20 protein-coding genes and 1 pseudogene are annotated in these 22,749 nt (G+C 60.3%); 14 read left to right on the top strand and 7 right to left on the bottom strand.

Annotated features, from left to right (window positions below; genetic code table 11):
- Positions 1–100: 100 nt before the first annotated feature.
- Complete coding sequence (locus tag MWN76_RS06780; RefSeq protein WP_250460432.1) at positions 101–1,087, top strand: DnaJ C-terminal domain-containing protein; 987 nt, start codon at positions 101–103, stop codon at positions 1,085–1,087.
- A 1-nt stretch (position 1,088) separates the two neighbouring features.
- Complete coding sequence (locus MWN76_RS06775; RefSeq protein WP_250460430.1) at positions 1,089–1,403, top strand: chaperone modulator CbpM; 315 nt, start codon at positions 1,089–1,091, stop codon at positions 1,401–1,403.
- Positions 1,404–1,495: 92 nt separating this feature from the next.
- Here MWN76_RS06775 and MWN76_RS06770 read toward each other — a convergent pair whose 3' ends face one another.
- The gene (locus MWN76_RS06770) at positions 1,496–2,479 is read right to left on the bottom strand and encodes a calcium/sodium antiporter (protein WP_250460428.1); all 984 of its coding nucleotides are present in this window, start codon (positions 2,477–2,479) and stop codon (positions 1,496–1,498) included.
- A gap of 219 nt (positions 2,480–2,698) precedes the next feature.
- Here MWN76_RS06770 and MWN76_RS06765 point away from each other — a divergent pair, with 219 nt between their 5' ends.
- Both MWN76_RS06765 and MWN76_RS06760 read left to right on the top strand, forming a co-directional pair.
- The gene (locus MWN76_RS06765) at positions 2,699–3,586 is read left to right on the top strand and encodes a DUF533 domain-containing protein (protein WP_250460426.1); all 888 of its coding nucleotides are present in this window, start codon (positions 2,699–2,701) and stop codon (positions 3,584–3,586) included.
- A gap of 61 nt (positions 3,587–3,647) precedes the next feature.
- Positions 3,648–3,929, top strand: coding sequence for a hypothetical protein (locus tag MWN76_RS06760; protein ID WP_250460424.1), 282 nt, complete (start codon positions 3,648–3,650; stop codon positions 3,927–3,929).
- A gap of 48 nt (positions 3,930–3,977) precedes the next feature.
- Here MWN76_RS06760 and MWN76_RS06755 read toward each other — a convergent pair whose 3' ends face one another.
- On the bottom strand, positions 3,978–5,333 hold the full coding sequence (locus MWN76_RS06755) for a serine hydrolase domain-containing protein (protein ID WP_250460422.1): 1,356 nt from the start codon (positions 5,331–5,333) through the stop codon (positions 3,978–3,980).
- A gap of 249 nt (positions 5,334–5,582) precedes the next feature.
- On the opposite strand from MWN76_RS06755, the gene hppD reads away from it, so the two are divergent.
- Genes hppD through MWN76_RS06740 form a run of 3 tightly spaced genes read left to right on the top strand, consistent with a single transcriptional unit; the run spans position 5,583 to position 8,247 of the window.
- Positions 5,583–6,689, top strand: a complete 1,107-nt coding sequence (gene hppD / locus MWN76_RS06750; RefSeq protein ID WP_250460420.1) for a 4-hydroxyphenylpyruvate dioxygenase — start codon at positions 5,583–5,585, stop codon at positions 6,687–6,689.
- The gene (locus MWN76_RS06745; protein ID WP_250460418.1) at positions 6,686–7,243 is read left to right on the top strand and encodes a VOC family protein; all 558 of its coding nucleotides are present in this window, start codon (positions 6,686–6,688) and stop codon (positions 7,241–7,243) included. The genes hppD and MWN76_RS06745 overlap by 4 nt, the downstream gene beginning before the upstream one ends.
- Entirely contained in the window at positions 7,240–8,247 is a 1,008-nt protein-coding gene (locus tag MWN76_RS06740) for a fumarylacetoacetate hydrolase family protein (protein WP_250460416.1), read from the top strand. Before MWN76_RS06745 ends, MWN76_RS06740 begins: the two co-directional genes overlap by 4 nt.
- A gap of 219 nt (positions 8,248–8,466) precedes the next feature.
- Here MWN76_RS06740 and MWN76_RS21265 read toward each other — a convergent pair.
- Positions 8,467–8,634, bottom strand: a pseudogene (locus MWN76_RS21265) (hypothetical protein); the annotation flags it as partial.
- An 803-nt stretch (positions 8,635–9,437) separates the two neighbouring features.
- Between MWN76_RS21265 and MWN76_RS06735 the strand changes: the two are divergent.
- On the top strand, positions 9,438–10,811 hold the full coding sequence (locus MWN76_RS06735) for a DUF11 domain-containing protein (RefSeq protein ID WP_250460414.1): 1,374 nt from the start codon (positions 9,438–9,440) through the stop codon (positions 10,809–10,811).
- 402 nt (positions 10,812–11,213) lie between these two features.
- On the opposite strand, the gene MWN76_RS06730 is transcribed toward MWN76_RS06735, so the two are convergent.
- Positions 11,214–11,417 (bottom strand): hypothetical protein, encoded by a 204-nt coding sequence (locus MWN76_RS06730; RefSeq protein ID WP_250460412.1) that lies wholly within the window; start codon positions 11,415–11,417, stop codon positions 11,214–11,216.
- Positions 11,418–11,476: 59 nt separating this feature from the next.
- Between MWN76_RS06730 and MWN76_RS06725 the strand changes: the two genes are divergently transcribed.
- The 5 genes from MWN76_RS06725 to MWN76_RS06705 all read left to right on the top strand — a co-directional run bounded on the left by MWN76_RS06725 (position 11,477) and on the right by MWN76_RS06705 (position 15,757).
- A complete protein-coding gene (locus MWN76_RS06725; RefSeq protein WP_250460410.1) occupies positions 11,477–11,791 on the top strand; it encodes a fumarylacetoacetate hydrolase family protein in 315 nt (104 codons plus the stop codon).
- Positions 11,788–11,967 carry a hypothetical protein gene (locus MWN76_RS06720; protein ID WP_250460408.1) on the top strand — a complete coding sequence of 60 codons (180 nt, stop codon included), beginning with the start codon at positions 11,788–11,790 and terminating at the stop codon, positions 11,965–11,967. Before MWN76_RS06725 ends, MWN76_RS06720 begins: the two co-directional genes overlap by 4 nt.
- 629 nt (positions 11,968–12,596) lie before the next feature.
- Complete coding sequence (locus tag MWN76_RS06715) at positions 12,597–13,976, top strand: DUF11 domain-containing protein (protein ID WP_250460407.1); 1,380 nt, start codon at positions 12,597–12,599, stop codon at positions 13,974–13,976.
- Positions 13,977–14,250: 274 nt separating this feature from the next.
- A complete protein-coding gene (locus tag MWN76_RS06710) occupies positions 14,251–15,507 on the top strand; it encodes a hypothetical protein (protein WP_250460405.1) in 1,257 nt (418 codons plus the stop codon).
- Between the two features lie 43 nt (positions 15,508–15,550).
- Positions 15,551–15,757: a hypothetical protein gene (locus MWN76_RS06705; RefSeq protein ID WP_250460403.1), complete on the top strand. Its 207-nt coding sequence runs from the start codon at positions 15,551–15,553 to the stop codon at positions 15,755–15,757.
- A 16-nt stretch (positions 15,758–15,773) separates the two neighbouring features.
- Here the strand turns inward: MWN76_RS06705 and MWN76_RS06700 are convergent, their stop codons facing one another.
- On the bottom strand, positions 15,774–18,293 hold the full coding sequence (locus MWN76_RS06700; RefSeq protein WP_250460401.1) for an arylsulfatase: 2,520 nt from the start codon (positions 18,291–18,293) through the stop codon (positions 15,774–15,776).
- A 313-nt stretch (positions 18,294–18,606) separates the two neighbouring features.
- Positions 18,607–19,458 (bottom strand): carbon-nitrogen hydrolase family protein, encoded by an 852-nt coding sequence (locus tag MWN76_RS06695; RefSeq protein ID WP_250460399.1) that lies wholly within the window; start codon positions 19,456–19,458, stop codon positions 18,607–18,609.
- Between the two features lie 288 nt (positions 19,459–19,746).
- Here MWN76_RS06695 and MWN76_RS06690 point away from each other — a divergent pair, with 288 nt between their 5' ends.
- The gene (locus MWN76_RS06690; protein WP_250460397.1) at positions 19,747–21,174 is read left to right on the top strand and encodes a DUF1254 domain-containing protein; all 1,428 of its coding nucleotides are present in this window, start codon (positions 19,747–19,749) and stop codon (positions 21,172–21,174) included.
- A 119-nt stretch (positions 21,175–21,293) separates the two neighbouring features.
- Here the strand turns inward: MWN76_RS06690 and MWN76_RS06685 are convergent, their stop codons facing one another.
- A complete protein-coding gene (locus MWN76_RS06685) occupies positions 21,294–22,718 on the bottom strand; it encodes a class-II fumarase/aspartase family protein (RefSeq protein ID WP_250460395.1) in 1,425 nt (474 codons plus the stop codon).
- Between the last annotated feature and the right edge of the window lie 31 nt (positions 22,719–22,749).

Below are 22,749 nucleotides of genomic sequence, written 5' to 3'. Positions count from 1 at the left end.
GAGCCCTGCGCTCGGCAAGGTGAGCGCCGCGTCAGAATCGTGGAAAACGCGGCGCTTTTCGGCTTTCCTGAATGGAAAGAAGCCGCAACACCGAGCGCGCATGGAATACAAGGACTACTACCAAATCCTCGGCCTGGAGCGCGACGCCGACCAGGCCGAGATCAAGCGCGCCTACCGCAAGCTGGCGCGCAAATACCACCCCGATGTCAGCAGTGAAGAGGGCGCCGAGGATCGCTTCAAGGAGGTCGGCGAGGCCTACGAAGTGCTGAAGGACCCGGAGAAGCGCGCCGCCTACGACCAGCTGGGCAGCGGCTACCACTCCGGCGAGGAGTTCCGCCCGCCACCGGGATGGGACCAGGGCTTCGAATTCCACGGCGGCGGCTATACCGAGGCGGATCCGGAGGCCTTCAGCGACTTCTTCGAGAGCCTGTTCGGGCGCGCTGGTTTTGGCGCGGGGCACGCCGGTTTTGGCGCCCGGGGCGGTGGCTTCAGGCACGAATTTCACGCCCAGGGTGAAAACACCCACGCCAGAATCGCCATCGACCTGGAAGACAGCTACCGCGGCGCCAGCCGCCAGATCACGCTGAAGCACTCCGAGCTGGGGCCGGATGGCCGGCCGCAGCTCAGGGAGCGCAAGCTGAACGTCAAGATTCCCAAAGGTGTCACCGAGGGCCAGCAGATCCGCCTGGCCGGCCAGGGGCAGCCGGGCATGGGCGAGGGCAAGCCCGGCGATCTCTACCTGGAGATCACCTTCAACCCGCACCGGCTCTACTCGGTCGAGGGCAGAACGGTCTACCTGGATCTGCCGCTGTCCCCCTGGGAGGCGGCGCTCGGCGCCAGGGTGCGGGTGCCGACGCCGGAGGGCGCAGTGCACCTGACGATACCGGCCAACAGCAAAAGCGGCAGCAAGCTGCGGCTGAAGGGGCGCGGCATTCCGGCCCGCGGTACACCGGGGCAGGCGCCGGGCGATCTCTACGCGGTACTGAAAATAGTCGCGCCACCGGCGGACAGCGAGGCACACAGGGAGGCCTATCGCCAGTTCAGCCAGGCGTTCGAATTCGATCCGCGCGCGGGCATGGGAGGATAACGTGGCGAGCAGGAAAGAAGAGGCGATTACCGGTGCGGTTCTGGACGAAGACAGCGAACTCACCCTGAGCGAACTCTGTCGCGCCTGCGGCCTGCCGGCGGAACATATCATGGCGCTGGTGGAAGAGGGCGTGATCGAACCGCGCAGCCGCGTGAGGCTGCGCTTTAGCGGCGTCTGCGTGCGTCGGGTGCGGCGGGTCCATTCGCTGGAGCGGGATCTGGGGGTGAACCTGGCCGGCGCGGCGCTGGCGATCGAGTTGCTGGAGGAGATCGAAAGGCTGCAGGCCCGGTTGGCGCGGTTGGAGGAGCGCGGCTAGTCCGCGCCGCTGCCGTGCGTGCGGTATCGGGGTTCCCGGATTCCGCTGCGCTTCATCCGGGCTACAAGGGTGGTTGTACGTGTTGGGCGAATTCAGGTGGTGGCAGCTGTGGTGATGGTCATCACCAGATAGGCGTTGTAGGCAATATAGGCCGCCAGCAACAGGCCGCCCTCGAAACGGTTGATGCGGCCCTGGCCGCGGAAGCCGTAGCCGAACACAAACAGCGCCACGGTCAGGCCGATAACCACCGGCCAGTCCCGGGTCAGCATTTCCGGTGGCACATTGTCCATCGGCGCGATAACGCCGGCGATACCCACCACCGCCAGCAGGTTGAACATGTTGGAACCCACCACATTGCCGATGGCGATATCGTGTTCGCCCTTGCGCGCGGCGATCACCGTGGCCGCCAGTTCCGGCAGTGAGGTGCCGAGCGCGACGATGGTGAGGCCGATGATCAGGTCGCTGACACCGAGGGACTCGGCGATGGTCACCGCGCCCCAGACCAGGATACGCGAGCTGACAATCAGCAGCGTCAGGCCCGCCACCACCCAGAACAGGGCGCGCCCCAGCGGCATCGCGTGCACTTCCAGCTCGCTTTGCACCTCTCCCTCGAGGACATCGCCCTTGCCGCGCAGACCGGAGTAGATGGTCCAGCCGACCAGCGCGAAAAAGCCCAGCAGCAGCACCGACGCCTCCGGGCGCGCGAGCCGGCCGTTCCACAGGAAAAAGCCGGTCAGCAGGCTGATGGCCAGCAGCAGCGGCAGCTCGCGGCGCACGATCTTGGAGTGTACCGCCAGCGGGATCATCAGCGCCGTGGCGCCGAGGATCAGGCCGGTATTGGCGATATTGGAACCGTAGGCGTTGCCCAGCGCCAGGCCCGGGCTGCCATCCAGGGCGGCCATCGCGGATACCACCATCTCCGGCGCGGAGGTGCCGAAACCGACGATCACCATGCCGATCAGCAGCGTCGGCATGCCGGCGTGTCTGGCGGTGGCGGCCGCACCCTCGACGAAGCGGTCGGCGCTCCAGACCAGCAGGGCGAATCCGGCGATGATGGCGAGGGCGGCGAGAATCATGGGGTGTCCTTGGTCTGTGCTATCCGGGTGGCGCGGCGTCCGGTTGACGCCCGCAAACGGGGGCCGATTGTAACGGCTTGGCGGAAATACGACAGGGCCAATTTGGTGATCGTGCGCTGTGGGCCAGCGGCGCCGTGCCGGTCTGGCCAGTCAGTGCGTTTACCCGCCACAGCTGGGCTACAGTGATTACATAGCCCCGAACCGGCGAGAGGAAGGTCGATGAACAAGAAGCTGTTGCTGGGCGCCCTGATCGGCGCCGGCGTGTCCATGCTCAACAAGAAGATGCGCCAGCAGCCGCAGGCGCCGTCCGGTGCGCCGGGTGGGCGCCCGGTGCCGCCGCCGGACTTCTCCCGCGTACCGCCGCCGGATACGGGCCGCGCCGGGCCGGATGACACCAGCCTCGACGACATCCTCACCCGCGGCGGCAGGTCCGCCAGCGGCGCGGCGCCGGGGGGCGGCGGTCTCGGCGATATATCCGGCGGTACCGCGCCCGCGGGTGCCGGCGGTGCTGGCATGCTGATCGAGATCGCCCGCCGCGTGTTCGCGCAGATGCAGCAACAGGGTGGCGCTTCGGGTCGGCCGGGCGGTGGATCTGCGGGCGCCGACAACCTGAACGATGTTCTGGGCGAAATCTTCGGCCGTATGGGCGGCAAGTTCAGTCCACAGGGGCCGGGTGGCCCCGGCGGCAACAGCGGCGGCTGGTCAGACCCGCAGCAGCGGATGTTCGGCTTTGCCGACAGCGGTAGCGGCGGCAGGGGCGAGGAGCAGGCGGATCTGCTGCTGCGTGCCATGATCGCCGCCGCGCAGGCGGACAGCCGTATCAATGCCAACGAGCAGCGCAATATCAGCAGGGCGCTGGAAGGCAAGCTGGACAGTGCCGAACTGGAGGAATTCCGGCAACTGCTGACGCAACCGGTGGATATGGAACAGGTCGTCTCGCGGGTCAACGATCCGGCCACGGCGCTGAATATCTACCTGGTGTCGGCGCTGACCGTCGACGAGTGGAACCCGAAGGAAAAGGCCTATATGGACGCGCTGGCGGAAAAGCTCGGCATCTCGGAACAGGCGGTACACACGATCGAGCAGCAGTTGCCGCGAGCCGCCTGAATATCCCGTTTCCCGCCGGGCCGCCAGGGCGATCCGGCCATAACGCAGTAAGGAGTTATCTATGAACCCTGCCAAAATGTTGCTTCAGGTATTTGCGATCGGTCTTCTGCTCGCGCTGTTTGCCGGCTGCTCGCCGAAACACGAAGAGCGTAAAGACAGCGGCACCGATATGTCCGCGCCGCCCGCCGGCGAGGAACAGATGGGGGCCACCGGCTGTTGCCAGCAGACCGGCGGTTCCTGCGCCAGCCCGGTCAGTGAATCCGAGTGTTCCGATATGAACGGCACCTTCGTGGAGGGGCAGTCCTGCGATACCAATACCGGTCAGTGCGGCGATTCCATGTAGTTGCCGGGACCGCGGTGGCGGGGTGCACCTGCCTGCGCCCCGCCCGCGTCATGCGCCGGGCAGCAGCTCGGCGAAGTTCTCCCCGGTCGGGTAGCGGCTGGCCGACCAGCCCAGCCGCACCACCACCGTATTGGTCGACGGCGAGATCATCACCCGCTGTCGGCGGTTGCCCTGCATCAGGTAGACGTCGTCCGGCAATTGCGGGTAGCGCGGGGAGCTGCCGCCGCGGTTCAGCCAGAACTGGTAGCCGTAGCGGGGCTCGTTGTCGCTGCTGTTGGGCGCCGCCGCGCGCTCGACCCACTCTTCGCTGAGTAGCCGCCGGCCGTTCATCTCGCCGCGGTTCAGCATCAGCAGGCCCAGACGCGCCCAATCGCGGGCGGAAGCGTAGATATACGAGCTGCCGACAAACACCCCGCTCGGATCCACCTCGAATACTGTGTGCGCCATGCCCAGCGGTTGCAGGATTTCATCGCGAAAGAAATCCACGCTCGACTGCACTTCGCCGCCCAGGCGCTCGTGCATCCATCGGGCGATCAGGTTGGTGGTGCCGGAGGAATAGGAAAAGTGCGCCCCCGGTGCGAAGGCCGCCGGGCTGGCCAGGGCCACATCGGAGGCGCTGTGGGAGCGGAACAGCATCCGCGTGGCGTCGCTGCCCGGCGTGTAGGTCTCGTCGAAGTCCAGTCCGGAGGACATGTGCAGCAGGTCCTCCATGGCGATGGCGGCGCGCTCGTCACCCCGCCACTGCTCGAACACCGGTCGCGAGCCGGTATCCGCCAGCCCCAGGGTTTCCATGCGGCCCAGCATCATCGCCGTCAGGCTCTTGCCCATGGACCAGCCGAGCAGCGGAGTCTGCGCGTCGATCCCCGGGCCGTAGACCTCGGCGGCAATGCGGCCGTCCTGGACGACCAGCAGCGCACGGGTCTGCAGCCCGGCGGCGTTGTCGCGGGCGAGGATCGTCGCGGCGCGGCGCTGCAGGTCGGCATCGATCGAAGAGACGGCGGCGCCCCGCGGCCACTCGCCGCTGCCGCCCGCTACCGGTGCCAGCTTTACCGAGTCCAGCCCGGCAGTCTCGCCGATATCCAGCGTGCAGCCGAGCCCTTCGCGGTAGGTGGCGCTGGTCTGTCCCAGCCCCAGCAACTCGGCCGTTACCCCGCGTTCGCCGTACTGCAGTTGCAACAGCCGCGTGGCGGGGGAGTAGGAAGCCAGGTCATCCATAATCCGCTGTTCATCAAAACCGGATACAAAGCGTCCGGAACAGGCCAGCTTGGCGCCCATGCCGGTGGCCACGCGCACGGCACTGCCCAGTTGGGTGATGGAAAAGCCCAGCAGCCGGGGCGCGGCGAAAGCCGCTGTAATCGCGGCGATGGCGACGCATCCAAACAGGATGGTTATAGTTTTTTTCATGACTGGCCCGTCGATTGAAGTTCCGCATTGCTGGTGTTCGGGGAAATTGTATCGGCTTCGCAATCGCCGCTGCTGGTCCGTTTGAGCCTTTCCCGCCGGGCAGCGATGACCGGATCAACTAACCCGGTTTTTGGAACGGTCTACCCTTGACATTAGTTTCAGGTGCAACTAAGTTCGTTGCACCTGAAACTAATGAGTCCGCTGCGACGCCGAATGCGCAGCCAAACGAGAGAAAAACGGAGGGGCCTGATGTCCGATTTATTTGAAAACCCGATGGGCCTGGACGGCTTTGAATTCGTCGAATTCACCGCGCCGGAGAAAGGCATTCTGGAAACCGTCTTCGAGGCCATGGGCTTCACCAAAGTGGCCCACCACCGTACCAAAGACGTGGAATTGTGGCGCCAGGGCGATATCAACTTTATCACCAACTACGAGCCGGGCAGCCACGCCGACTACTACGCCCGCGAGCACGGCCCCTCTGCCTGTGGCCTGGCTTTTCGCGTCAAGGACGCCACCTTCGCCTACAACGAGGCGATCAAAAAGGGCGCGCAGCCGGTGGAAGTGGCAACCGGCCCGATGGAACTGCGCCTGCCGGCCATCAAGGGTATCGGCGGCGCCACCCTGTACCTGATCGACCGTTACAAGGAAGGCGAGAGCATCTACGATATCGACTTCCACTGGCTGGAAGGTGTGGACAAGCACCCGGAAGGCTGCGGCTTCCACACCCTGGATCACCTGACCCACAACGTCTATCGCGGCCGCATGGACTACTGGGCCAAGTACTACGAAGACCTGTTCAACTTCCGCGAGATCCGCTACTTCGATATCAAGGGCGAGTACACCGGCCTGACTTCCAAGGCCATGACCGCGCCGGACGGCAAGATCCGCATCCCGCTGAACGAAGAGGCGGCCGGCGGTGGCGGCCAGATCGAAGAGTTCCTGATGAAGTACAACGGCGAGGGCATCCAGCATATCGCCTTTGCCTGTGACGACCTGGTGGCCTGCTGGGATCGCCTCAAGGCCCAGGGCATGGAGTTCATGACCCCGCCCCCGGAAACCTATTATGAAATGCTGGAAGAGCGCCTGCCCGGTCACGGTGAACCCACCGAGGAACTGAAAAAGCGCGGCCTGCTGCTGGACGGCACCACCGAGGACGGCGAGCCGCGCCTGCTGCTGCAGATTTTCTCCGCCAACATGCTCGGCCCGGTATTCTTCGAGTTTATCCAGCGCAAACAGGACGAGGGCTTTGGCGAAGGCAACTTCAAGGCCTTGTTTGAATCCATCGAGCGCGACCAGGTGAAGCGCGGCGTTGTAGGTGGAGAGAGTGGCGACAAGAAAGACGGCGATGCGGCATGATCAAACGCATTCACCACGTGGCCTACCGCTGCCGCGATGCCAGGGAGACCGTGGAATTCTACCGCGATCTCCTGGGCATGGATTTCCAGCTCGCCATCGCCGAGGACAAGGTACCCTCCACCGGCGAGCCGGATCCCTATATGCACGTATTTCTCGATGCGGGCATGGGCAATGTGCTGGCTTTCTTCGAAATCCCCAACTCGCCGGATATGGGGCGCGATGAAAACACCCCCCAGTGGGTGCAGCATATCGCTTTCGAGGTGGAGAGCATGGACGAACTGCTGGCGGCCAAGGCCCGACTGGAAGCCGCCGGCATCGACGTGCTGGGCCCCACGGACCACACGATTTTCAAGTCCATCTATTTCTTCGACCCCAACGGCCACCGCATCGAGCTGGCCGCCAACACCGCCAGGCCCGGTATGCATTCCGAGCTGAAGCGGGTGGCCGAAGACATGCTGGACGAGTGGTCGCGCACCAAGAAGGCACCGCGGCACGCAGCCTGGATGCACGGCGAAGAAGAATTTATACCGAACACTGAACAGGAGGCACAGTGAAGCTAGCCAGCCTTAAATCCGGCCGCGACGGCCAGCTGGTCGTGGTGACCGACGACCTGACCCGCATGGTGTCCGCAGCCGATATCGCGCCCACGCTGCAGAGTGCGCTGGATAACTGGGGCACAGTGTCCGGCGAGCTGGAAGTGTTGCACGGCAAACTGCAAAGCGGCGAGATCGATGGCGAGACCTTCGACCAGGCCAAATGCCACTCGCCACTGCCGCGCGCCTACCACTGGGCCGACGGCTCCGCTTACGTCAACCACGTGGAGCTGGTGCGCAAGGCCCGCGGTGCGGAAATGCCGGAGAGTTTCTGGACCGACCCGCTGATGTACCAGGGCGGTTCCGATACCTTCCTGGCTCCGCGCGAGCCGGTGAAAATGCCGCAGAGCGAAGGTTTCGGTATCGATTTCGAAGCCGAGCTCGCCGTCATCACCGACGACGTGCCCATGGGGGTGACGCCGGAAGACGCGCTGCAGCACATCAAGCTGGTGATGCTGGTCAACGACGTCTCCCTGCGCGGCCTGATCCCGGGTGAGCTGGCCAAGGGCTTCGGTTTCTACCAGTCCAAACCGTCCAGCGCCTTCTCGCCAGTGTGCGTCACGCCGGGACAGCTGGGCGGCCATTGGAAAGGGGGCAAGCTGCACCTGCCGCTGGTATCCGAACTGAACGGCGACAAGTTCGGCGAGCCCAACGCCGGCGTGGATATGACCTTCCACTTCGGCCAACTGATCGCCCACGCCGCCAAAACCCGCCCGCTGGGCGCCGGCACCATTATCGGTTCCGGTACCGTGTCCAACAAACTCGACGGGGGTCCCGGCAAGCCGGTGGCCGAGGGTGGCGTCGGCTACAGCTGCATCGCCGAGATCCGCATGATCGAGACCATCCAGGATGGCAAGCCGGGCACTGCCTTTATGCAGTTCGGCGACCGCATCGCCATCGAGATGCTGGACGACAAAGGCCAGTCCATTTTCGGCCGCATCGAGCAGACGATCGAACGGGCCTGAGGTAGGGGTGCCCGATCAAACAGAAAGCCCGGCCGATTCCCTCGGCCGGGCTTTCTTTATGTGAAGCAGAACGCTCTGTTGTAGGAGCCTGCCCTGCAGGCGAACAGCGCGAGACTGGCCGTCAAGCGGATTTCGCCTGCAGGGCAGGCTCCTACAGAGAGGTTTTGGCGAAGGTGAGGTGCAATACGCCGCTGCTGAAAAGATGTTCGAAAATTTGACTTAAGGGATCGCCGGTTCAACCCACCGGAACCGACAAGCCCAGCTTCTCTGCCTTCTAGCCAATTGATCAAGTTCGTCCATATTCTTTGCGACGATGATTAACGCCAGATCGATATCGCCGGCCGTGTAATCAATATTCTGAATCTGCTCTTCCATGCTGAGTTGGCTGGTTAGCCTGTCGACGCCGGCACCACCACCTCACTCCAATTCGATGTCAACAATAACGGTTTAAACCCGGGCAATTTCCTGTAGTCCAGAACAGCCATACCTGACCGGATAATCCCTCTTTTCTGCCATCGTTTGATCCGCTCGCTGGAGCGCCGAGGCCGATAATCCGATCTGGATTCCGAAATTTATGTTGTCTCATACAGGGCGTGTATAGGTTCAGGCTTACAAAAAGAAATGGTTGATAGTTCCATATTGCGGCAAGAACCCTCTAAAAAATCCGCAAAGATCACTATGAATCCGTTTAATACCTTTTGGTAGGCAAGCCATAGGAAGGCCATTCCAGTGGACATCATAGCATTCCTGAGAGATCTATCAGGTTGTTTGAGGTCTAGGGCTCTGTAAGCATTATACAGCATTAGAAAGAAATTCTATTTTCTGATTGTCCTCACCTCCGAGAGTGAGATCGACAACCTGAAAGGTGATTTGGAAGCTGGTGAGCGAGGGTAGTTCCGGGCATCGGTTTCATTGAAGCATTTTCGGTATCTTGTGAGACGGTCAATTTTATTTGATCAAATACAGCTTTCAGGAAAGTTAAGGAGATTCAATGAAATAAGTTAAAAATAAAATTTATACAGCCTTTGTAAAATTAATATAAGAATATAGTTACATTCAGAAATATAGCTGAGTTATCTGAAAGTTTATTTTTAGCATCGATAAATTAAGTGCCGTAAAAATTACGGTGAGATTCTAATCTTTTCAGTCTAAGGGGTTAATAGTTCACTAAAATCTATGAGGTTTATCCAATGAATAAGGACGAACAAATAAAGTTGGCAAAAACGGGGTGCCGTTCAGTCAGTGTTTTTCTCGGCGCTTTTGTAGTTCTATTGACAATTCCTCTAACAGCTTTGGGACAGGGGACCGCGGATCTGCTCGTTACAAAAGAGGCCTTGCCAGATACCGTCTCTGTCGGAACTCAGTTTGACTACGTCTTCGAGTTCATTAACTATGGGCCCGATGATGCTGATGAATTTTCCCTTGTCGATGAATTACCCAGTTCGCTAAATTATGTAAGCTGTGTTGCTCCGACGGCCTTTAGTTGCGGGATGGGTGGTGCAGGTGTTTTTAAAGCAGAAGTTGCTAGCCTCCCCACCGACCTCTGGCACGAGGTAGTACTAACTGTAGAGGTGGCGGCTTCCGCAGTTCCCAATTCGCAAATCTCAAACACGGTAGTTGTCAGCAGCCAGCAAGACGACCCCTTTCCTCCAAGTAATGACTTTACGGAATCGGTCTTTGTAGAAGATGAAGGCTTGGAAGCAGATCTCGCCATTACCAAGGAAGCGTCCGCCGATACTGTCATAGTGGGAACTCAGTTCGACTACACCCTGACCATCGAAAATGCGGGCCCGGATAACGCTGAGCAAGTGGAGTTGGTCGATATGCTACCCGCAGAGTTGACCTACGTCTCCTGCTCCACCGGAGGTGCTCCGGGTAGTAGTTGCGAGTTGCTTGCGGATGGAGAAACCTTCACGGCAGCCCTGGGGACGATTGATAGCGGCGCCAGCCGCGACGTAACCCTGACTGTAGAGCTGGACGAATCGACACCGGTCGGTACCGAGGTGGTCAATGGGGCAAATGTGCAGAGCCCGGATGCCGATGACCCGGATAAGAAAAACAATATCGACAGCGCCTCCGTCATCGCTGCGGCAGCTCCCGAGCCGCTGACGTATTATCTGCACGGCTTCGATGTGGCTGGCACGGCCAATGGTTTCACCATGGATATGAACGCGCCTTCACCACCGCAGCCACTCAACCTGAACCTGATCAATGCGCCAAAATGGTATAGCGATCCGGCCCTGGACGGCAGCTTCGCCGCCGGTGATTATGAGCTGAGCTTCCCCTGCTCCCTGGGCATCGGCGTCGCTACCACTTACGCCCTGCACCGCACGGATATCGATGGCAGCAATCCGGAGCTGATGGCGTCTCTCACCCAGCCGTTGCAGGTCTGCACGGGGTTCCAGACCATCACCATTCCGGTGAGAAGCGTCGAGGCACTTGACGACGAGCGGCTGCGCCTCCGTATTTCCACGCTGCTGGGCCTGTCGCTGACGCTGGATCTCGGTGAGGACGTGAAGCTGGTTACGCCGGAGTTTACGGAAGCATCTGGTGGTGATTTCTAGTAGAGACTGGATAAACGGGTGAAGCGGTGTAGTGTAACGCCCGATCAACACGAAGCCCGATCGAGATGAAGGTTCGATCGGGCTTTTTATTACGCGGCGGATATTAAAGCGCAATTAGCGGTACAGGTTGACACACAGGGACCCCCTGTCCTGTAGGGGAATTGTCCTGGCCTCCCGAAGGCCCGCGTAACCCGGATGCAGCGCAGCGTAATCCGGGAACCGGGGTTGCCGGAAGGCTCGGCCCCGGATTCCGGATCCGGGCTACGGGTGCGCGCCCCGTGCTGCAGGGGAATTTCCTAACCGCCCCGAAGGCCCGCGTAGCCCGGATGCAGCGCAGCGTAATCCGGGAATCGGGGTTGCCGCAAAGCACAGTGCCCGGGTCTGGTTCTGCGCGCCCGGAATCTAAAGGCGCCGCAGGGATAGTACCGGTATATTACGCCGCACCTTCGCCAGCTTTTCCGTATCCAGCGTCGCGGTAATCACCGCTTCCCCTTCAGCGGCTTCCGCCAGCACCTCGCCGTGCACCCACACGGTCACCTCTTCCGCCTGCGCGGACGGAAGGCCGAATATCAAAACCAGTAGCAGGGCGGTGCTGAGTGCTTTCATGGGGGCGGATCCATTTTGCAGGGATACAGGAAAACTATACGCGCAGCGTCGCAGAACCGATGAAAGCGGTCGTCGCTATCGTCCGATTAAAGGGCTTCGGCTTCTACCAGTCCAAACCCTCCAGCGCCTTTTCACCGGTATGCGTGGCACCGGAACAGCTGAGCAGCCACTGGAAAGAAGGCAAACTGCATCTGCCGCTGGTATCCGAACTCAACGGTGATAAATTTGGCGAGCCCGACGCCGGTGTGGATGTGACCTTCCACTTCGGCCAACTGATTACCCACGCCGCCAAGACCCGCCCGCTGGACACTGGCACTATCATCGGTTCCGGTACCGTGTCCAACAAACTCGACGGAGGCCCGGCAAGCCGGTGAACGCCGGCGGCGTCGGCTACAGCTGTATCGCCGAGACCCGCATGATCGAGACCATCCAGGACGGCAAGCCCAGCACGTCCTTCATGCAGTTCGGCGACCGGATCGCCATCGAAATGCTGGACGACAAAGGCCAGTCCATTTTCGGCCGTATCGAGCAGACCGTCGAACAGGTGTAGGCCACGCCGGTCGATTAATCGGAAAGCCCGGTCGATTGCTTTGGCCGGGCTTTGTGCTGTCTGGAACTCTTCCCCGCTAGCGATCTCTGGAAGAAGTGCGAACCAGCACAATCAACCCTGTTGCTTATTCTCCGTTTCGATCGCCGCGTGCGGGCGGGAAAATCGGTGCAGCGGTTGGGCATGGAAAGCCTCTTTCCCCTCGCTGGGTGGCCGAAGTCGAACGGGATGCCGGTAATCCGGACCTGGAGACACTCAACAAAATAGGCCGGCCATTCGGCTACCGGATTGGTTTCGTGGCCCAAAGACGCGGGCGCTGAATCTCTTTATTCAGATCCGGTGCATGGGTGAAATGCAGGGGCAGTGCCATTCCTGTCAGGTCTTACAGCTTGTAGCCAAGTTTGCACGCAACATAAAGTCGGGACGACAGGAAAAAACAGATTGTTTTAACCCTTTCAATACTCGGCCGCCAGTTTGATGGTGCCCCCCAAACATCTCTTGTCCTTGGAACGACTGCACCCAAAAAAGGCGGGTAACCTCACCGCAGGTATCGCGGTCTGTAACTCCTGTAGTCCGGTTGAAACCCGCAGGGTTTCCATTTCTCAAAGTGATTTGATCAAGAGGACTAAAGTATGAGCAGATGCAGAAAATTTTTTGCCGCACTGATGGGTTGGTCGATTGGTTCGACCTTGCTCCGCCTTGCAGTAATAGTGCTGATGACACCGCTGGCAGCCATAGCGCAGAATGCAGACCTCGATCTCGATATGTCAGATTCCGTTTCCGAAGTTGATATCGGTACCCAGTTCGATATCACTATGGTAGCGATAAATCATGGTCCGGATGCTGCGCAAAACGTGACAGTGATAAACCCACTTCCCGGCGGCCTGAGTTTCATCGGATGTACCGCAACGGACGGAAGCTGCGGCCTCAATGGAGGGGGGGACGTCGAAGCCAGCTTCAGCAGTCTCGATGCACCGCCGCCAGGACCGGAAGTTGAGTTTGAAACAATCACTCTCACGGTAGAAGTGAACCAGTCCGCTTCTCCCGGTGAACTCATTCAAAATGTGGCGACAATCAGCAGTCTGACGAACGATCCGGGCCCGCAGCAGAACATCGCCTTTGTCGACATCCAGGTGGCCGGTGCCAGTGCGGATCTTCAGCTGACCAAGGAAGTCTCCGCTGAAAGCGTTGTGGTAGGTACTCAGTTCAACTACACCCTGACCATCGAAAATGCGGGCCCTGATATCGCGGAGCGCGTGGTGCTGCTTGATGAGCTCCCCGCCGAACTGAGCTTTGTCTCCTGTTCTACCGGCGGTGTCCCGAATAGTAACTGTGAACTGCTTCCGGATGGAGAAACTTTCCGCGCGTCATTTGAGAGTATCGGCAGTGGCGGTAGCCAGGATGTTACCCTAACCGTTGAGCTGGATGAATCCACACCCATTGGTACGGAGGTTGTCAATCAGGCGAATGTTCTAAGCCTGGATGCAGATGACCCGGACCAGAAGAATAACGGTGACGGTGCCTCGATCATCGCCGCAGCGGCGCCCGAGCCGCTGACATTCTATCTTCATGGCTTCGATGTGGCAGGCACCGCCGACGGCTTTACCATGGATGCGAATCCGCCCTCGCCGCCGCAGCCGCTCAATCTGAACCTGATCAACGGTCCCCAGTGGTACAGCGAACCGGGCCTGGATGGCAGCTTCGTCGCCGGCGATTACGAACTGAGCTTCCCCTGCTCACTGGGTATCGGCCTCGCCACTACTTACGCATTGCACCGCACGGCCCCGGACGGCAGCAGCCCGGAACTGATGGCCTCGCTCACCCAGCCGCTACAGATCTGCACCGGTTCCCAGACCATCACTATCCCGGTAAGCAGTGCCGAAGCCTTCGATGACGAGCGGCTGCGCCTGCGTATCTCCACCCTGCTGGGTCTGTCGATCACGCTGGATCTGGGTGAAGACGTAAAACTGGTAACACCGGAGTTTACCGAAGCGGGCGGTGATGATTTTTAAAAAAACGGCAAATCAAGCTGGGGCCGATCTGCGTCTCCACCCACTGCCAATTCACTGCCAACGGCAGTCGGAGTTCACGGGACCTCTGCCGATATGAGTGAGCGGTGAAGTTACATCCTGTGAGAGCCGGTGATCCGGCGGGTAAAGGCGCTGTCGTTGAGTGCGGTATTTTTCCTGCTGGACCGGCTCCCCGGCAGGACCTACGCGGCTCGGCCGTACCTTGCCGCGGTCGGAATCCCGGAACCTGAGTGATCATTAAAACAGGATTCAAGTTATGAACTCATTTCTGAAATATGTGGGATTGCACAGCGCTTTATTTGTGGCACTGGGGACAATCACAAGCGGTGCCCAGGCAGGTAGTTTTCCCCTGGGCACGCTACCCGGAGGCACCACCTGTTCCGGTGTTGCCATCAACAACAGCGGTACTGTGGTTGGCCACTGCGACGACGCCACGGGGCGCACCGTTGCTATCCGCAAGCGAATTGACCAGCCCATCGAACAGCTTCCCACTATGGCGAACAATTCTTGCCGGGTAATTGATGTCAGCAACATCAATGTTGCATCGGGTGAATGCACGGATGCTAGCGGCGAAGTTTTGCCGGTGCGATGGGAAGCTAATGGTGTCCGGCAGACGCTGCAGCCTATACCCGGATTATTGGGCTTGCTCGCGGATGTTTCCGCCACCGGAGGACCTATCAATTATAACCGCTGGGTTATCGGCAGCAGCTACTCGGCGAATGGCCAGGCCCGGCCAGTGGTATGGCGCGGTAATCAGGTGACCCCGGAAATGCTTCCGCTGATTGAGCCCCTGACATCCGGGGGGCTCGATGCCGTCCATTGTGAGCCGGTTGCCCTGAACGACAACACTCTCACCTTCAATGGTCCGATTGTGGTCGGCACCTGCAGCGTGGCCAACGCTAGCGGCGTAGTGCGTTCGATGGCGGTGTACTGGCGACGGCCGAACGGAAATGGCAACTACGCGGTGAATGTGCTGGACAGCCTGGGTGCCGACAGCAACTGTCGAGTTGTTGATGTCAACAATGCTGGAGATATCACCGGGGTCTGCACTGATGCCAACGATGAGGAGCAGGCTGTATTCTGGGCTGCGGGTGGTGTCTCGGTGCAGTCTGTAGCGGCACTGATACCCGGGGGCAGCGCCCGAAGCAGCGCCGTGGCAATCAATGGCACTGGCTGGATCGCTGGTACTTTCCGCGCGGCTGATGGCTATGATCACGCTTTTGCCTGGGACCCTCTCAACAGTACCTTCGAGGAGATCGTCCCGCCGTCCGGCCTATATCACAGCCGAGCGGCTGATATCAGTGACTCTCAGAATGTCGTAGTTGGTACCGTTCATGAGGATGGCAATGTGATGCGCGGCTTCTCATGGACGCAGTCTCAGGGAGTCAATGTTCTACCGGCGGCCTTTATCCCGCCCGTTCAAAACATTCCGGAAGTCAGAAATGACGAACTACTGTTGAATATCTTTTTAAATGGCACCGTCCAGGCGCTTGTCCTGAATGAGGATCCCTGAGGGAGCCGTTGTCGAAAATCTGGGGACAACCGCGGCGATCAGAGTGATTCCCGACGACGCCATCCTGACACCGCTGTTCGATTTCGCGTCCATGTATGTGGACCCGCAGGGAATCGCGCGGGTCTGCCGCTGGGAGGAAAATACCGAAACAGCCGGCAGGCTCGAGTGGGGGCTGGTGCTGGAGCGCTACCGTGATCGACTACCCGACGGTGCTGCTGGACTGCGCGCCTTCTGCAAGCGGCTGCGGTGATTGCGGGAGTTCTCCCTCAATGTTGCATCATCATGCGCTTGGCTTCGGCTTCGAGGTTTTTGTAGGGCTCGCCCTTGACAGTGACACCCACAGCCTGGATTTCGCCTCCGGTAAATTTACCGGGTGACTTATACAAACCGCTGACAGCGTCGCCGCTATCGTAACCGACACAGAGACCGTCGCCGGACAGGGTAAACTTGGCCGGTTGGGTTCGCATCTTTCCGGAGGCCACCGCCTCGCCATCGATGTAGAGCTTGGTTTCGCCGAGCGTTTCGCCCTTATCCCCGGTGCCGGTTTTCTCAAACTCCATGCCGAAGGTGTATTTACCCGGCTTCAGCTGGACGCTGGACTCGAATACCTGTTCCGGCTCGATACCGAGAAAGTTGTAGACGTAATAGAGTTTGTTGTCTTTCAGGAATAGCGAGTGGCCGCCAAAGCGCGATCCGTGTGCGAAGATCACGCCCGAGGCATCCGGCTCTTTGATCTCCACGTTGCCGAGGATCTTGTAGGAGCGGCCGCGCACGTTCACGGCAACACTCTCCGGAATGCAGGTGGTATCCGGGTAGTAAATATAGCTGTCACGCGGTGGTTCTTCGGTGGGACGTTCGGTGGTCAGCAGCTCTGCGGCGCTGCGGTCGTCCAGCGGCAGAACGTTGTTCTTTTTCGCCTCGGCGAACCAGGCGTCGATCAACTCTTTCAGTTTTTCCGGCTTTTCCTCGGCCAGGTTATTCGACTCGGAGCGGTCTTCTTCCAGGTTGTATAACTCCCATTCGTCTTCATCGAAATTGCCTTTGCCGGTCAGCGGCGCGTGCACCGCTGCCGCCTTCCAGCCGTCCTTCCAGATACCGCGGGTGCCGAGCATCGCGTAGTACTGGACGTCTTTTTGTGTCGGCGCGTCGGGGTCGGCATCGAAGGTATAGGCCATAGAGACACCGGACAGCGGATACTGCTTGACGCCGTGGTTGTATTCCGGCATCTCGGCGCCGACTATCTCGAGAATCGTCGGCACTATATCCACCGAGTGGTGATACTGGTGTCGCAGTTCGCCCTTCGTATCAATGCCCTTGGGCCAGGAGATCACCAACGGGTCCGCGGTGCCGCCAGCATACTGCGAGTAGCGCTTGAACATCTTGAAGGGTGCCGAGAAGGCGGCCGCCCAGCCGGTGGGGTAGTGATTGTAGGTTTCGGGGCCGCCCAGCACATCGAGGTACTTCAGGTTTTCCTCGAGATCGTCCGGGTAGTTGTTGAAGAATTTGTTTTCGTTGACCGAGCCGTTGGGTGTGCCCTCGCCGGAGGCGCCGTTATCGGCGGCGTAAATGATGATGGTGTTGTCATACTGGTCCGTTTCCTTCAGGTAATCGACGATGCGGCCGATCTGGGCGTCTGTGTATTCCGAGAAGCCTGCATAGACTTCCGCCATGCGCGCAAACAGGCGCTTCTGGTCGGCATTCAGCGAATCCCAGGCTGGTACCGCATCCGCCGGGTTGGCCATGTCTTCGGGGATCGGGTTGAGCGCAGTATTGACCGTTCCCTCCGGCAGTATGCCCTTCTCGATCATGCGCCCGGTAACCCATTTGCGGTATTCATCGTAGCCGTCGTCGAACTCGCCCTTGTACTTGTCGGCCCACTCCCTGGCTACATGGTGTGGCGCGTGATTGGCACCGGGGTTGAACCACAGGTACCAGGGTTTGGACGGGTTGGTGGCGTTCTGGTTACGCAGCATCTCGATCGCCTTGTCGGCGAGATCCTTGGACAGGTGATAGCCCTCTTCCGGGCTGTAGGGCTGCTCGATAAAATGGTTGTCCTCCACCAGGTCCGGGTACCACTGGTTGGTCTCACCGCCGATAAAACCGTAGAAGCGGTCGAAGCCCATCTGTGTCGGCCACTGCTTGCGGCTCGCGCCCGGCCCTACATCCGTCTCCGGCACATTGTGGTTCTTGCCCACCCAGAAGGTGCTGTAGCCGTTGTCGCGCAGCACTTCGGCGATGGTGGTCACCTGGTCGGGAATGCGACCGCTGGAGCCTGGAAATCCGGATGCGGTTTCGGTGATCGCGGCCATGCCGTTCAGGTGGTGGTTGCGGCCGGTGAGTAGGGTGGAGCGGGTCGGTGAACACAGCGCCGTGGTATGCCACTGGGTATAGGTCAGGCCGTCGGCGGCGATGCTGTCCAGGGTCGGCATATTGATGCGGCCGCCATAGGGTGACCAGGCGCCGAGGCCGGTGTCGTCGTAGAGCACAAACAGAATATTCGGCGCGTCCTTCTTTGCCCGCTTCGGCGTGAAGGGTGTCCAATCCGGCTCTGAATCTCGAATGTCAAGTTCTATCTTGCCGTTGAAGCCCTCTATATTTGGTGCAGAGTCGTCGCGTTCGCCGGCTGCCTGCGCCGCTGCTGTTTCGTCACCAGACTTCGTGGGTATATCGGCGGCTTGCTGTGGCGAGTCGGTGGAGTCCGTCTTGGGACTGCAGGCGGTCGCGAGCGCGATCCACGCTGCGAAAAGAAGCCGGGTCCAGAGTTGCGGGGCGCGGAGGCTGTTCATGGTGTCGTCCGTAGCGTTGTTTGCCACGGCCGGTGCGGAACATCTATCACCCGCGACCGGCTGCGCAGAAAAGTCTTGCCTGTAAACGTTAGTACACCGGTTGCCTTTTACATTGCTTGCCGGAATATAGGCAGGAGCCCCTACGTGTAATGACCGTCGGCGCCGCGCCACAAATAGGGTTTTCGGGAGCCGTTCCGCTACCGAATCCCTGGGTGTAATACAGCTATTGAATCCCGTAGCCCGGATGAAGCGCAGCGTAATCCGGGAGCCGAAAGCGGCTCCCCGATTCCGGCGCTATAGTTGCGTGCAGAATCTAAAGGCGACGCAGGGAAAGCAGAGGCATATTGCGCCGCACCTTCGCCAGTTTTTCCGCATCAAGCGTCGCGGTGACGACCGCTTCTCCTTCATTGGCCTCGGCCAGTACTTCACCCCAGGGATCGATAATCACCGAATGGCCCCAGGTGCGCTGCTTGGGTGTGTGTTCCCCACCCTGGTTGGCCGCGATCACGAAGCAACCGTTTTCAATCGCGCGGGCGCGCAGCAGTGTCATCCAGTGCGCGCGACCAGTGGTGTAGGTAAAAGCCGACGGCACCAGCAGAACCTCGGCACCGGCCATTGCCAGTTGGCGGTAGAGTTCGGGAAAGCGCAGGTCGAAACAGATGCTGAGCCCCAGTTCGGCCCAGGGCGAGGTTGCCGTGCGCAGTTCGTCGCCGGGCTCGATACTGGCGGATTCCCGGTAGCTACCGGCGGCATCCTCGACCTGCACATCGAACAGGTGCATCTTGTCGTAGCGCGCGCAAAGAACGCCGCGATTGTCGTACAGTAAACAGGCGGAGCGGTTGCGCCGGCCGTCGGTGGACGTGCCGTCGGGTCGTTCCAGTAACGGTACGGCGCCGCCCGCCAACCAGAGGCCCAGTTCCGCCGCCCAGCTCTGTAGCGCGTGCTGAATCGGTTGGTGGTCCGCGCTGGCTTCACCGGTGGCGGCGAAGGATTCGGCTACGGTGTAACTGCCGCGGCCGGAGAAGTGCGCGAAATATTCCGGCAACAGCACCAATTGCGCGCCTCGATTGGCGGCCTGATGCAGCAGCCTGTGCACTCTGGCGAGATTGTCATCGACGCAATCGGTGCTGACCATCTGCACGGCGCCGACGCAGAAGTCTTCCACGATTTAAATTCCTCGATTTGGTGACGCGACTTTCGTGCTGAAACTGTATCATGAAAGATGCCTGCTCCAGACACTGCACTACAATTCTGGCACCTTCTGTCGATGGCTATCGGTGACAGAAGCTCCACACAGTGAATATCACCCTCTAAACAGACGTTCACCAAAAATAGTTTCGCGAGCAGCGACGGAACCGAGGTCGTTCATATGAGAAAAACACCAGTCAACGGAATAGCGCTCGCTATTGCGATCGCTGCGGGCTTGGTTTCAGCGGAATCGCCGTCATTCAAAATGACGACGCAGATTCCCGAGTCGATCACCACGCCGGATAAGGTGCAGACTTCCATCGGCAAGCTGGAGTTCTTCGACGGCGTACCTACAAAAGAGACGACGGCAACACTGTACGACAACCTGGATCGTATGCGCGGTGTTCGGGCCTTCCTGGTCGGCCTGCCGGCCGCCTCAACTTACGCGCTCTATGAAGGGCCGAAAAAAATCGGTGCCGACCGCGCCAACAAGGTCCAGCTCTGGAAGCAGTTGATGGACTCGAAGACACTGGCGTTGACCGGTAATACCTCGACACTCTACGCGATTACCACGCTGGACCTGAAAAGCGACGGCGCCACAGTGATTGAGGTGCCGCCGGGGATGCTCGGCGCGCTCGACAGCGCCTGGTTCAAGTTTGTCGGCAACTTCGGGCCCGCCGGCCAGGACAGGGGCAAAGGCGGTAAATACCTGGTACTGCCGCCTGGCTATAAGGAGGAGGTGCCGGATGGCTACTTCGTCCTGAAAGCGCCCACGTACCGCAACTGGGTGTTGTTGCGCGGTTCCATTGCCAAGGGGTTGGAAACGGCGGTGGATAATATCGAAAAGCACCTGCGGATCTACTCCCTGGCGAAGGCGGGCAACCCGCCGGCGACTGAATTCATCAACGCATCCGGCAAGCCGATGAATGTCATCCCCGCCAATGATTTCAGCTTTTTCGAACAGCTCAATGCCGTGGTCCAGTACGAGCCGATCGACTCCCTGGACCCGATGACACGCGGTCTCTATGCCTCCATCGGCATCGTCAAGGACAAACCCTTCAAGCCGGATGCGCGTATGAAGAAACTACTCACGGAGGCGGCGGCAATCGGTAACGCAACGGCGCGTGCCATCACCTTCTATCCGCGCAACCCGGGCAACTTTATCTACGGCAAGAACAGCGGCTGGCTGACGGCGTTCGCCGACAAGAATACGACTTTTACTTACGACGGTGCCTATGATGTTTCCGCGGCGGCGCTGTTCCATTACAACGCCATCGGGGTCACGCCGGCGATGGCGGTCACCCGCGCCGGCGCCGGTTCCGACTACGGTATGATCAGCACCGATGCCCAAAAGCGCGCGCTGGACGGCAGCCAGACCTACCGCCTGCGTCTACCACCGAATGTCCCCGCAAAGGACTTCTGGGCCGTGACCATCTACGACACCCAGACTCGCTCCCAGCTGCAGACAGACCAGCAGTTCCCGACCGTGGGCAGCCAGACGGAGGGCATACAGAAAAATGCCGACGGTTCCTACGATATCTATTTTTCCCCCGAGCCGCCGAAGGGTAAAGAGAACAACTGGCTACAGACGATCCCCGGCAAAAGCTGGCTGATCCTGTTGCGTATATACGGTCCGGAGCAGGCGTGGATCGACAAGAGCTGGCGGCCGGGTGAGATTGAGCGGGTGGAGTAGTTACTGGTGTCAACCTCTCGGACTGGCAGTGCCTGCGGGTTTCGCTCCGCTGAACCTGGTCTGCGCGGCAAAGAGCCCCGGATAAACCGTCGACGCGTTTCACACTATAAACAGGTATGTCACGGAGCCGCCAGGGCATCCCGTGTTCTCGCTTCACGGCAGTAGGCAATCACCGCTTCCACCTGCTGCGCCGCGAGCCCGGTGTAGCTGGTGGGATCGAACAGCGTGTCCAATTGTTGCCCTGTGAACAGCGGCGCCAGGTCCTCGCTGCGCTCAATTGCCTGGCGCAGGCTGATGTCCCGCTCCATGGCCTCGGTGGCCAGCTGGTGCAGACGCTCGTTGGCGGTGGTTTTGCCGATCCTGTCCGCCAGCGCGAAAGCAATTCGCTGCGACAGGATCATGCCGCCGGTTTTGTCCAGATTCTCCCGCATGGTATCGGCATTGACCTTGAGATTGCCCAGCAGGCCAGTGGCAGCGCGCAGCATCTTTTCCGCGTCCAGCGAAATCTCTGCCAGCAGGCGATTCGTGCGCGAGGTGTTGTCCCGTTCGAATACGTTGATCATGTCATCGGCGATGGTTTCCGCCGTGCGCGGAATACGGCGCGCGTAAAATACCAGCGCCTCCGATTTGCTGGGATTTTTCTTGTGGGGCATGGTGCTGCTGCCCACGGCCGTTTTCCTGCGCACCTCTTCGGTTTCGCCGATATCTGTCATTTGCAGCAGGAAGAGTTCGTTGCCAACACGGCCGAGGGAGCGGCTGATCATGGCCAGGGTATTGGCGTACTCGGCGATCACATCGCGCGCGCCGTGCCAGTCGTCGGGGTAGGGCGCCTGCAGTCCCAGGTGGCGGGCGAAGGCCCGCTCCACCGCCATTCCCCGATCCCCCAGCCCGACATAACTGCCCACCGCACCCTTGAGGATACCGGAGCGCAACAGGCGGCCGTGGAGTTCCTTGAGCCGCTCGATATTGCGACGGTTCTCGCCGAGCCAGGTGCTGACTTTCTTGCCGAAGGTGATCGGCAGGGCGTGCTGGCCCAGGGTACGGCCGATCATGACCGTGTCCTTGTGGGTCTCCGCCAGGCGGATCATGGTTTCCTCCAGTGCGCGCAGTTGCCGCACCAGGGAGCGGGTGGCCTGCTCCAGCTGCAATACCAGCGCGGTATCGTAAATATCCACTGTGGTTGCGCCGAAGTGCATATACTCTGCGGCTTCCGGGTCCAGCGCGCGCTGCCAGACATTCAGCAAGGCGACCATGCGGTGGCGCACCACTTCGTACTCCCGGGCCAGGTCCTGCTGGGAGACATAATCAGTGCTGGCTTTCCCTGCCATCTCCTCGGCCGCCCAGCCGGGAATAATGCCCAGTTCAGCCTGCGCGGAGGCCAGCGCCACTTCGATATCCAGGACCTTCTGCGTTTTGTTTTCCGCGGAAAAGATATCGTCGATGGAGGGCGGCGCGCCCCGGGCACCGGCGGTGTCGGAAGCGGCGGGGTTTGCGGCCAGCCAGGCCAGGGCGCCGGCGGCGAGCAGGTTGCGGATGGTTACCATGGTAAATCGGACTCCTTTTATCTTGCTGCCG

The sequence above is a fragment of the Microbulbifer litoralis genome (assembly GCF_023634065.1).
Lineage (GTDB): Bacteria > Pseudomonadota > Gammaproteobacteria > Pseudomonadales > Cellvibrionaceae > Microbulbifer > Microbulbifer litoralis.
This window is presented reverse-complemented; position numbering and strand designations above follow the sequence as displayed.

What these genes read in the sequence shown, in the direction of transcription:
- MWN76_RS06780 (WP_250460432.1), top strand. Translation starts at nt 101, where the DNA reads ATGGAATACAAGGACTACTACCAAATCCTCGGCCTGGAGCGCGACGCC.
- MWN76_RS06770 (WP_250460428.1), bottom strand. Translation starts at nt 2,479, where the DNA reads ATGATTCTCGCCGCCCTCGCCATCATCGCCGGATTCGCCCTGCTGGTC.
- MWN76_RS06765 (WP_250460426.1), top strand. Translation starts at nt 2,699, where the DNA reads ATGAACAAGAAGCTGTTGCTGGGCGCCCTGATCGGCGCCGGCGTGTCC.
- MWN76_RS06760 (WP_250460424.1), top strand. Translation starts at nt 3,648, where the DNA reads ATGAACCCTGCCAAAATGTTGCTTCAGGTATTTGCGATCGGTCTTCTG.
- MWN76_RS06755 (WP_250460422.1), bottom strand. Translation starts at nt 5,333, where the DNA reads ATGAAAAAAACTATAACCATCCTGTTTGGATGCGTCGCCATCGCCGCG.
- hppD (WP_250460420.1), top strand. Translation starts at nt 5,583, where the DNA reads ATGTCCGATTTATTTGAAAACCCGATGGGCCTGGACGGCTTTGAATTC.
- MWN76_RS06745 (WP_250460418.1), top strand. Translation starts at nt 6,686, where the DNA reads ATGATCAAACGCATTCACCACGTGGCCTACCGCTGCCGCGATGCCAGG.
- MWN76_RS06735 (WP_250460414.1), top strand. Translation starts at nt 9,438, where the DNA reads ATGAATAAGGACGAACAAATAAAGTTGGCAAAAACGGGGTGCCGTTCA.
- MWN76_RS06730 (WP_250460412.1), bottom strand. Translation starts at nt 11,417, where the DNA reads ATGAAAGCACTCAGCACCGCCCTGCTACTGGTTTTGATATTCGGCCTT.
- MWN76_RS06725 (WP_250460410.1), top strand. Translation starts at nt 11,477, where the DNA reads ATGAAAGCGGTCGTCGCTATCGTCCGATTAAAGGGCTTCGGCTTCTAC.
- MWN76_RS06715 (WP_250460407.1), top strand. Translation starts at nt 12,597, where the DNA reads ATGAGCAGATGCAGAAAATTTTTTGCCGCACTGATGGGTTGGTCGATT.
- MWN76_RS06710 (WP_250460405.1), top strand. Translation starts at nt 14,251, where the DNA reads ATGAACTCATTTCTGAAATATGTGGGATTGCACAGCGCTTTATTTGTG.
- MWN76_RS06700 (WP_250460401.1), bottom strand. Translation starts at nt 18,293, where the DNA reads ATGAACAGCCTCCGCGCCCCGCAACTCTGGACCCGGCTTCTTTTCGCA.
- MWN76_RS06690 (WP_250460397.1), top strand. Translation starts at nt 19,747, where the DNA reads ATGACGACGCAGATTCCCGAGTCGATCACCACGCCGGATAAGGTGCAG.
- MWN76_RS06685 (WP_250460395.1), bottom strand. Translation starts at nt 22,718, where the DNA reads ATGGTAACCATCCGCAACCTGCTCGCCGCCGGCGCCCTGGCCTGGCTG.